Consider the following 8,176-nt stretch of genomic DNA (forward strand, 5'->3'; position numbering starts at 1 on the left):
TTCATGTAGAACCTCCTGCGTTCAAGATACGAGAAAATTCTACTTATGAGCACCTCAGTTTTTCGGGGGGATTACCCAGCTCCATCAGCAAAAGGGGATGATAAGTTTATCACCACCGACTATTTGCAACAGTGCCGTACATTAAAATCTGGCCGCTCATGGATGGGGCTAGTAAAAAATCGCTGTAAAAATGGCGACCACTATTGGGTAAGTGCTTATGTAACGCCAATAGCTAAGAATGGTTCGATTGTTGAATACCAGTCTGTAAGGACCAAGCCTGAACCTGAGCAGGTTTTGGCTGCGGAAAAATTATATGCTCAATTGAGAAGCGGGAAGGCCGCGAGGCCGAAATTGGCTGCTAGCTTTTCCGTGAAAATACTCTTGCTCATATGGGGTAGTATTATATCAAGCGCAATGGCTGCCGGCATGCTTACTGATACATCAATAAGCAGCTTATTGTTAGCCACTTTAATGTCAGGAAGCTTAAGCTCTGTTAGTGTTTTGGCTATTCTCTCTCCTCTTGGAAGACTGGTTGAAAGAGCCAGGAATATTTCCAATAACCCATTAAGTCAATCCCTCTACACTGGGCGCACCGATGAGTTTGGCCAAATAGAGTTTGCTTTACGAATGATGCAAGCTGAAACAGGCGCCATAGTAGGTCGCATAGGTGATGCATCAAATCGGCTTAGCGAACACACCCGAGGCCTACTAAAGGATATTGAGTCAAGCAATGTACTTACAGTTGAGCAGCAGGCAGAGACAGATCAAATAGCAACGGCAGTAAACCAAATGGTGGCAAGCATTCAAGAGGTTGCGAGCAATGCACAGCATGCTGCAGATGCGGCCGGAAGAGCAGACACTGAGACGGCATCTGGCCAGCGTCTGGTAGCCCACACAAGCCAGTCAATCACTGCCCTTGAAGGTGAAATTAGGCAAGCCACTCAGGTTATTCATGAGCTTGAAGGTCAAAGTAACGAGATATCAAAAGTTCTTGACGTTATACGAGGGATCGCCGAGCAAACGAATTTGTTGGCACTCAACGCAGCAATTGAGGCCGCGCGTGCTGGTGAGCAGGGGCGTGGTTTTGCTGTTGTCGCCGATGAGGTTCGCAGTCTTGCTGCTCGCACACAGCAATCGACAACGGATATTCAAAGCATGATCAGCGCTCTACAAGAGCGAGCGCAATCCGCTGTTACAGTCATGGAGCAAAGTAGTCGGCAAGCGCACACGAGTGTAGCTCACGCAGAGGAAGCAGCTACAGCTCTTGATGGAATTGGCCAACGCGTTAACGAAATTACCGACATGAACGCGCAAATAGCGACTGCGGTCGAGCAGCAGGGAGCAGTAAGTGAAGACATAAACCGCAGTATTATCAATATACGCGATGCTGCTGATACCAATGTACAGACCGGGCAGAATAATTTGCAAAGTGCGAAATCTGTCGCTCAGTTAACTAGCGCTCTGAGCGAACTGGCAAAACAGTTTTGGGAAAAACGAGGATAACGCTTTTCAGTATCTCGACAGGGATAACTTACTTTACCATCGGTTATCCCTTTTAGCCGCACAAATTTTAGCCATGGCTTTTCAGGAAGTCAGGGCTATCAGAATGGCCTTAGAAAGCCTAGTCAAAGAGCTGTCACGAGAACACCGTTAGCTTAGCGTACGATTTTTTCCGAATTCTGCGGTTCCCCCCCGAAGGAGTGATTCTCCTGTTGCACCCCAAAAGGGCAATTACAGCGTTTTACTCTTTTAGGTAGCTGTCATACTCTTTGTTTATTGTCAGCGCTCGCTGGCTATATCGGTAGCTGGCCCAAAACAGCAATAACCTAATCCCTAGGGAGGCAACCCCTCTAGGGTTCTCTCCCATAACCAAAGGAGAGAAGCATGAGCCTCAAGATTAAGGACTATGGCCGCGACCGGAAATTCCGTTCGGTTGATGAGCTTCAAAGCACTTTGTCTGAACAATACAAAGGTAGACATGTCAGTATTGTTTACCCTACAAATCCTAACGGATTACTCCGAACGGTCTTTGTTAGTGTTGATTCTGCTGGTGGCATAAATGAGACTTACGGAAACCAGTCTCCAGTCGATTTTAATGCCATCAAAGATGACCTTAGTGGTGAAGCGCTATGAAAGCATCACTTAAATCCTTATCAGAAGAACAAGTTAATACACTGGCATGTAAGCTAGGGGAAATTCAAAGGCATTTGGCCGAAGAAACTGAATTACTCTCTGGTTTAAGTGAATTAGGTATTGATTTGTCATCAGAGATTGATGGTTACGACTGTGTGATAGCAGCTCTATTTGAGTTGCAACAGTTAGCCAACCAACATTTGTCTTAATAATAAACTCAAATATTTACCCTACGGGGGACATCGGTCCCTGAGGGGATGGTGTCTCCCACTGAAATTAAGGAGATACCAATGATTAAACAGCATTTTCATAACGAACTGGTTAAATGTGGATACCCGGACAATCTGACGATTGAATATAGCCTCGGATATTCGCAGGGGGATGGCGTTGCCTTCTACGGGAATTTGAGCGTTGATAACATCAAAGCTCTCATTAATCGCCTATTTAGCACTGACCCCAGCCAGGTGGATGCTGTCAGTCGTGTGAAGAACCTGATGGCGCAGAAAGACATTGAAGAAATAATTTCTGTTATCCAGGATTTTGGTTCCTATGGTTTGTCCATTACTCGGAATAGTCATGGGTATCACTATAGCCATTGGAACTGTATGAGGATTGAAGACAACGTAGTAAACACTGGGCTTCTCCAAGATAGTTTACTGGAGATCTGGGATCGTTTCGTATTGGAGCTGGAGGACGATGTGAAAAGCATGTCCAAGAAGCTCGAATCGGACGGATACTCACTGCTCGAAGCCTCTCCATACGAAGACGAAGTGGTTTGGGAACGGGCCACTAAAAACTACTTAGTGCGTGTGATTGAACTTCCTGAGCGGGATTTCGATATAGGCCACTGGGATGAGGAAGTAAGAGACCAAACAATTTGTTCGATTCTTGAAGGGAAAGAGCGAGTGCTTGGCCTACGCGTTGAGGTACTCTCGCGTGAAAACGAGATTGTTTTGGGGGAAGATAGTCTATATGGCTTGACTGTTGCCCGTGATGATAAGAGTTACGCTGGCTACAGACGAGAACTTCTCCGAGGCGCTATTCAGCAAACTCGGGACTTTTTTTCTCGCCACCTCAAAGCGGCATGACAAGGCAGGGGGAAACCCCTGCTTTACCTCCTAAGTCTTTTTACTCATGGTAAAGCCATAGGTAAGAAGATTTTGTCCTCTTTGAGGGCGAAAAAGTGCGATAGCTGGTCGCCAAAAATAAACAGCAAATTAAATCCCTGACCCATGCGGGTACACTTCCCCGCATGGGATAGGTGTACCCATTAACTTTGGAGTACACCTTATGAACCAAGTAGCTAAATTGGACCTCGCCCAAATCCGTCAACAAGCCATCAATGATGGACTGCTGGTGGACCAATCTTTCATCGGTAACAACGCCGGTTTCCTGACCAATGTGGCAGTGACCCCGGCAATTGTTGATGGCGTATTTGGTGCCGATGGTAAGCACTCGGTAGAAGACTTCCTTTTCATGTTTTTGCAGCTTTGTGTTGCTCAAACAAAGGTCGCTATTACCGACAACAAGAGCTGGGTAAAGAGTCGCTTCTATTACCCTATGCCAACTGTAGATGGCTTTTTCAAACCAACTGAGGTTGTGATTAAGTCAGATCCTATAACAGCAGATGTCACAATCATGATGGCCTCAGAAGAGGGCACTCATTTGTGCTTGTGATATTCATCGAATTCGTCTTCGTTTCGGGGGCGACCGTTTTAAATCCCTCGCCGGGGAGAACTCCCCGGCTGGGGGAGCCTCCTTGGCACATTCTCCCGGTGTCGGGGTTTCCTTAAACCCTGGTGACGGGAGTTTAAGGAAACCTCGATGCTGGGGTTAACGCTAAGGAGAAAATCAATGTCTTACTACAAAGCTGACACAGTTCGTGAAGTTGCTAGCGGAAAGTGGCTGTTCATCCTAGCGGCCCTAGCGCCAAATCTTGAGCCAGCTCTCCGTAAACCAGGTCGTCATGTTACTTGCCCTATTCATGGAACAAGAAACCGGAATGGTAAAGGTAATGGCTTCCGTCTGTACAAAAATGCCCACCAGACCGGAGGCGGCGTATGTAACACATGCGGTGCCAGACACGATGGTTTTGAGCTGCTAATGTGGCTCAATAATTGGGATTTTAAACAGTGTTTAAGCGAGGTTGGTGATTATCTGGGAGTTGATAAAGTACAACCCCAATATCAACAAGCGCCTACACCGACACGAGCTCCTGCGCAGGCCAAAGCGCCAGTTCAGCAAGAGCCTATGAAGGTGCATAACAAGATTCTCGATTCCAAGAGTCGTAAAAAAACCATAGCAGGTACTCTGATCGCTCACGGTAAAGCTCCTTATGAGCATAGCGAAGACAATGAGCTTAGCTACTTTGCCTTCATCCGTGATAAGAGCGGCTTGGAACGCACCATCTGGGGCGTGGATCTTGAAAGAGCCATTGGTGAAAGCGAAGCCCAGTATGGGGATGAGATTGTCATGACAAACCTCGGGCGAGAGCCTGTAACTGTCGTCGTTGAAGTTAAGGACGAGCAGGGAGATGTTGTGAGAGAACAACCTATGCAAACGCATCGCAACACTTGGTTGGTTGAACGTCGTAGTGCTACGGTAACGCAGTTCCGCGCTCGCGTGAACGGTGGTGTTGAGCCGGTGAGTTACCATGTTGAGTCGGCCCCTGTGGTCAATCGCACGGTAGCTGCTCAGGCACCGAAAGCACAAGCTGCGATCACTCAACCGGAAAAGCAAAGCAGCGAAAATGAGCAGAAAGTTGTTCCAATGTTTCGTGAACAACCTAAGCCTTGGTTGCTTGAGATCCAAGAAGAAATGGAGAAGAGAATGGAGCGCGAACGCGCTTACAGTGCTCGCCTCCGTGAGAAAATAGAGAAGGTATGGAATGAGTGTTTACCGTTCTCTAGTCATGTGACTGAGCCAATGCGTCTGTACTTCAAAAACCGCGAGCTTCTGTTCAAGGTTGATGAAGTAGAAAAAACAGACTGCCTACGGTTCAATCCGGCTATGGCCTACTATGACGAAGATGGCAATGAAGTTGGGAAATTCCCAGCTATCGTCTGCGCAATCCGAGATGTGGAAGGCAACCTGGTAACGCTCCACCGAACCTATCTCACCCCAAACGGTAAAAAAGCCAAGGTCAGCAACGCTAAGAAAATGATGCCCATTCCTGATGGTTTGGATGTCAATGGTGCGGCTATCCGCCTAGGCGAGCCGATGGAGGGTATTCTGGGTGTTGCAGAAGGGCTTGAAACGGCTCTGTCTGCCTATCGAGTCACTCAAATCCCGGTTTGGTCAACGGTCAATGCAAACCTAATGGAGTCCTTCGAGGTTCCAGAAGGTGTTCATACCGTATTGATCTGGGCTGACAAAGATAAATCTATGACCGGAGAGAAGTCTGCGAATGTACTGAAAGCCAAGCTGGAACAACTCGGCATTCGTGTTTACGTTCTGCTGCCTAAACTCCCGATCCCGCCCAGAGCGAAAGGGATTGACTGGAACGATGTCCTGATGAGTCAGGGAAGCCTCGGTTTTCCAAATGCTCGCTACTTGCGTGATTTCATTGCTAGAAGGAGTGCCGAGTATGGCCGTCATTGATGTCTCTAAGGTTGATACAACGCCTGGCAACGACGCGGTATGCTCCTTTTCTCCCCCTGAGGGATGGAAGGGGGAGTCTGCCGCCTACGTTGAGCTAATGCGGTCTCGTTATCGAGATCTGATGCACGGCCAGAGAATGCTTGTGACGGCCTCTTTTGCAAGAAGAGGCTCTATTAAAGCTACAGGTCCATTTGCTGATGAAGCGATGCAGATCATTAACTCAATGAAGATAGACAAGGTGAAATAACTCCCTTGTCTGCTTAGAACTTTAACCCTTAGGGGGCGTTTATGCCCTCTTGGGCATGATGCGCCTCCTCTTTAATTAAAGGAGGTAATTTATGAAAACGTTGTTTAGACTTAAAACGTGGTTGGTGAAAGTCTTCGCCCCAGACAAAAAAACGCTAATAGCGATTGGTGACGACTTACGTAAGGTTGGTGTCACGTCGGTCAGTGTTGGGATTGTCGGGGTGATCGTCACTGGGGACACAATAACCAGTGATGAGGCCTTGTCTGTAGTTCTGCTCGGGGTTATCCTGTGGTTAACAGGGGTAGTCTTGACAGGTGTAGGCAATAGGGAGGACTCATGAGTAGCACCATCATCCTCGGTGTCTTAGGTAGCTTCTTTGTCTTATTTGCTATTGGAAGTGTTTATCTTTTCCACGAGCGTGAAAAGCAAAAAAAGCATCCTCACGGGCACCTCTGAGTGAAGATAAAAAAAAGGGCCAGCAGTAATGCTGGCCTTTTTTTATGGCTATGTCGCCAAAACGTGTTTAAAGGATAGAATTTAAGTAATCACATTCGTAAATTTATTAAAATCTATATTTATTCAATAAAGCCCACCCTTTTATTACAATCCGTCTCTCACTTTACCGTTATTCACAACTCAAGTTTGCAGAATCGCATATTATACCTGTATCTATTGCGTACTATTCTTCGTGCTGAGATAGGCGTTATAATTTTCTTAAATTGAGTTGCGATGTGCAACGCATTGAATACGATGCAATTTTTCTGCGTTATTGCCCTCGACTCAGGAAATATTGTTTATCTATAGGTCGGCGAAAATTATCTCTATCATACTTGCATTTTTAAAAGCTGTGATAACATACACTATGACAATCAACTGTTGGGGAAATTGCGGAGCTTCCGACGATTACCCTGAATATAGAGGGCTTACATATGATGACATTGCATACCGTATCAAAAACGACATCAAATAATTCAGCATTGGTATTTTGGCGCGTAGGGACAAAGAGAAAAGGCATCCTAGATGTTCGCATTGACTTTGACCATAAAGAGGTAGATTTGCTAGCGGAGCTTATAGCAATACGCTATTTGGTGCTGGATAAACAAGTATTTTGCCGCGAGCCTGGGGCTGGTTCTGGCTACAAGCTGGTGGTGTCTAAAGGCGCGATCAAAAAATTGGCTCTGGGCAAATCCAGCAAGACATTTGCTTTCAAGTTTGCCGCTTGTCTCACTGGTCGTTTGAAAGGAGTAGCTATTGAGGTCTCACAAAGCATGGAGTTCATGGATGAGCTAAAGGAGGGGAATATCGAGCTCCTTGATGTGGACAAGCAAACCTATACCCAGACCTATGACGAAATATCTACACCGGCAATTGGTCCAGTCCTGGTGACTCAACATGCCATTGATCAGTATCAGGCCCGGATAACCTCTGGAGACCCCAAAAAGCCGTGGGCTTCACTCGTTGGTCGCCTCCAGCATCCAGAACTACAGGTCCAGCCGTTTGACGAGAAAGTGGCTCGCCATAAAGCCAAAAAGTATGGCCGAGTCGATAACGTGGAGGTTTGGGGCCACCGCGATTCCAAGTTCAAGTACCTTATGGTGATTAACGACGACAACAAGAAGCGTGTTCTTGTGACAGTATTTGAACGCAATGAATGATATGTTGACTTAGAACTGGATGAAAACAGGAGCCTTTAGGCTCCTTTTTTCTAACCTCCAACGGACCCGTTTTATTTAAGGCATAGGTATCCTATCGATTTTTCGGGGTATCATATACCTATATAGTTAAATAAGATCATAGAGTTTTTATCTATCCATTTGAATCAAGGGAATACACGATGGATGCAAATCACATTGACCATTCAGAGGACTGGTCGAAGATTGAGTCTATTTTAGAGCTATCAATGCGAGCCTCATCTATTTCGCAGACATTCTACAGTTTAGAACAGCAGAAAAAAGCTGATGATTTAGCGAGATTTCTAATGCTCTCGTCACTGACTACAGCACCTCTAGATAGAGACTGTGTATCAGCGCTTCTCAATGGAACTAAGTTATGGGAGAAAAATGGTAAACCTGTATCTATTAGCAATGGAATAAGCCTTGAATACTTAGAGGAGTGCTGCGGTAATCCCCCCATTTTTAGGGGCACTCAAAAGTAGAGGTCATGCGGCCTGTGCCAAGCGCTGTTTCGGCGTGTAGC

Annotated in this window: 10 protein-coding genes; all 10 read left to right on the top strand. The window is 46.3% G+C overall.

Translation table 11 applies throughout. The annotated features are described in order from the left end of the window. Positions 1 to 45: 45 nt before the first annotated feature. Complete coding sequence (locus R7Q48_RS23415) at positions 46 to 1,503, top strand: methyl-accepting chemotaxis protein (protein ID WP_318132513.1); 1,458 nt, start codon at positions 46 to 48, stop codon at positions 1,501 to 1,503. Between the two features lie 381 nt (positions 1,504 to 1,884). Next, positions 1,885 to 2,133, top strand: coding sequence for a hypothetical protein (locus tag R7Q48_RS23420; RefSeq protein ID WP_116547322.1), 249 nt, complete (start codon positions 1,885 to 1,887; stop codon positions 2,131 to 2,133). Then, positions 2,130 to 2,342, top strand: a complete 213-nt coding sequence (locus tag R7Q48_RS23425) for a hypothetical protein (protein ID WP_116547321.1) — start codon at positions 2,130 to 2,132, stop codon at positions 2,340 to 2,342. The genes R7Q48_RS23420 and R7Q48_RS23425 overlap by 4 nt, the downstream gene beginning before the upstream one ends. An 81-nt stretch (positions 2,343 to 2,423) precedes the next feature. Then, positions 2,424 to 3,221, top strand: coding sequence for an NgrC (locus R7Q48_RS23430; protein WP_116547320.1), 798 nt, complete (start codon positions 2,424 to 2,426; stop codon positions 3,219 to 3,221). Positions 3,222 to 3,423: 202 nt separating this feature from the next. After that, positions 3,424 to 3,810 (top strand): hypothetical protein, encoded by a 387-nt coding sequence (locus R7Q48_RS23435; RefSeq protein WP_116547319.1) that lies wholly within the window; start codon positions 3,424 to 3,426, stop codon positions 3,808 to 3,810. A gap of 177 nt (positions 3,811 to 3,987) precedes the next feature. Continuing rightward, complete coding sequence (locus R7Q48_RS23440) at positions 3,988 to 5,733, top strand: toprim domain-containing protein (protein ID WP_160188653.1); 1,746 nt, start codon at positions 3,988 to 3,990, stop codon at positions 5,731 to 5,733. Continuing rightward, a complete protein-coding gene (locus R7Q48_RS23445; RefSeq protein ID WP_116547317.1) occupies positions 5,720 to 5,980 on the top strand; it encodes a hypothetical protein in 261 nt (86 codons plus the stop codon). The genes R7Q48_RS23440 and R7Q48_RS23445 overlap by 14 nt, the downstream gene beginning before the upstream one ends. 91 nt (positions 5,981 to 6,071) lie before the next feature. Then, positions 6,072 to 6,320 (top strand): permease, encoded by a 249-nt coding sequence (locus R7Q48_RS23450; RefSeq protein ID WP_116547316.1) that lies wholly within the window; start codon positions 6,072 to 6,074, stop codon positions 6,318 to 6,320. A 589-nt stretch (positions 6,321 to 6,909) separates the two neighbouring features. Then, on the top strand, positions 6,910 to 7,635 hold the full coding sequence (locus R7Q48_RS23455; RefSeq protein WP_116547374.1) for a hypothetical protein: 726 nt from the start codon (positions 6,910 to 6,912) through the stop codon (positions 7,633 to 7,635). Positions 7,636 to 7,814: 179 nt separating this feature from the next. After that, on the top strand, positions 7,815 to 8,135 hold the full coding sequence (locus tag R7Q48_RS23460) for a hypothetical protein (protein ID WP_318132524.1): 321 nt from the start codon (positions 7,815 to 7,817) through the stop codon (positions 8,133 to 8,135). The last annotated feature ends 41 nt before the right edge of the window (positions 8,136 to 8,176 follow it).

This window comes from Vibrio sp. 378 (assembly GCF_033339435.1).

What these genes read in the sequence shown, in the direction of transcription:
- R7Q48_RS23415 (WP_318132513.1), top strand. Translation starts at nt 46, where the DNA reads ATGAGCACCTCAGTTTTTCGGGGGGATTACCCAGCTCCATCAGCAAAA.
- R7Q48_RS23420 (WP_116547322.1), top strand. Translation starts at nt 1,885, where the DNA reads ATGAGCCTCAAGATTAAGGACTATGGCCGCGACCGGAAATTCCGTTCG.
- R7Q48_RS23425 (WP_116547321.1), top strand. Translation starts at nt 2,130, where the DNA reads ATGAAAGCATCACTTAAATCCTTATCAGAAGAACAAGTTAATACACTG.
- R7Q48_RS23430 (WP_116547320.1), top strand. Translation starts at nt 2,424, where the DNA reads ATGATTAAACAGCATTTTCATAACGAACTGGTTAAATGTGGATACCCG.
- R7Q48_RS23435 (WP_116547319.1), top strand. Translation starts at nt 3,424, where the DNA reads ATGAACCAAGTAGCTAAATTGGACCTCGCCCAAATCCGTCAACAAGCC.
- R7Q48_RS23440 (WP_160188653.1), top strand. Translation starts at nt 3,988, where the DNA reads ATGTCTTACTACAAAGCTGACACAGTTCGTGAAGTTGCTAGCGGAAAG.
- R7Q48_RS23445 (WP_116547317.1), top strand. Translation starts at nt 5,720, where the DNA reads ATGGCCGTCATTGATGTCTCTAAGGTTGATACAACGCCTGGCAACGAC.
- R7Q48_RS23450 (WP_116547316.1), top strand. Translation starts at nt 6,072, where the DNA reads ATGAAAACGTTGTTTAGACTTAAAACGTGGTTGGTGAAAGTCTTCGCC.
- R7Q48_RS23455 (WP_116547374.1), top strand. Translation starts at nt 6,910, where the DNA reads ATGATGACATTGCATACCGTATCAAAAACGACATCAAATAATTCAGCA.
- R7Q48_RS23460 (WP_318132524.1), top strand. Translation starts at nt 7,815, where the DNA reads ATGGATGCAAATCACATTGACCATTCAGAGGACTGGTCGAAGATTGAG.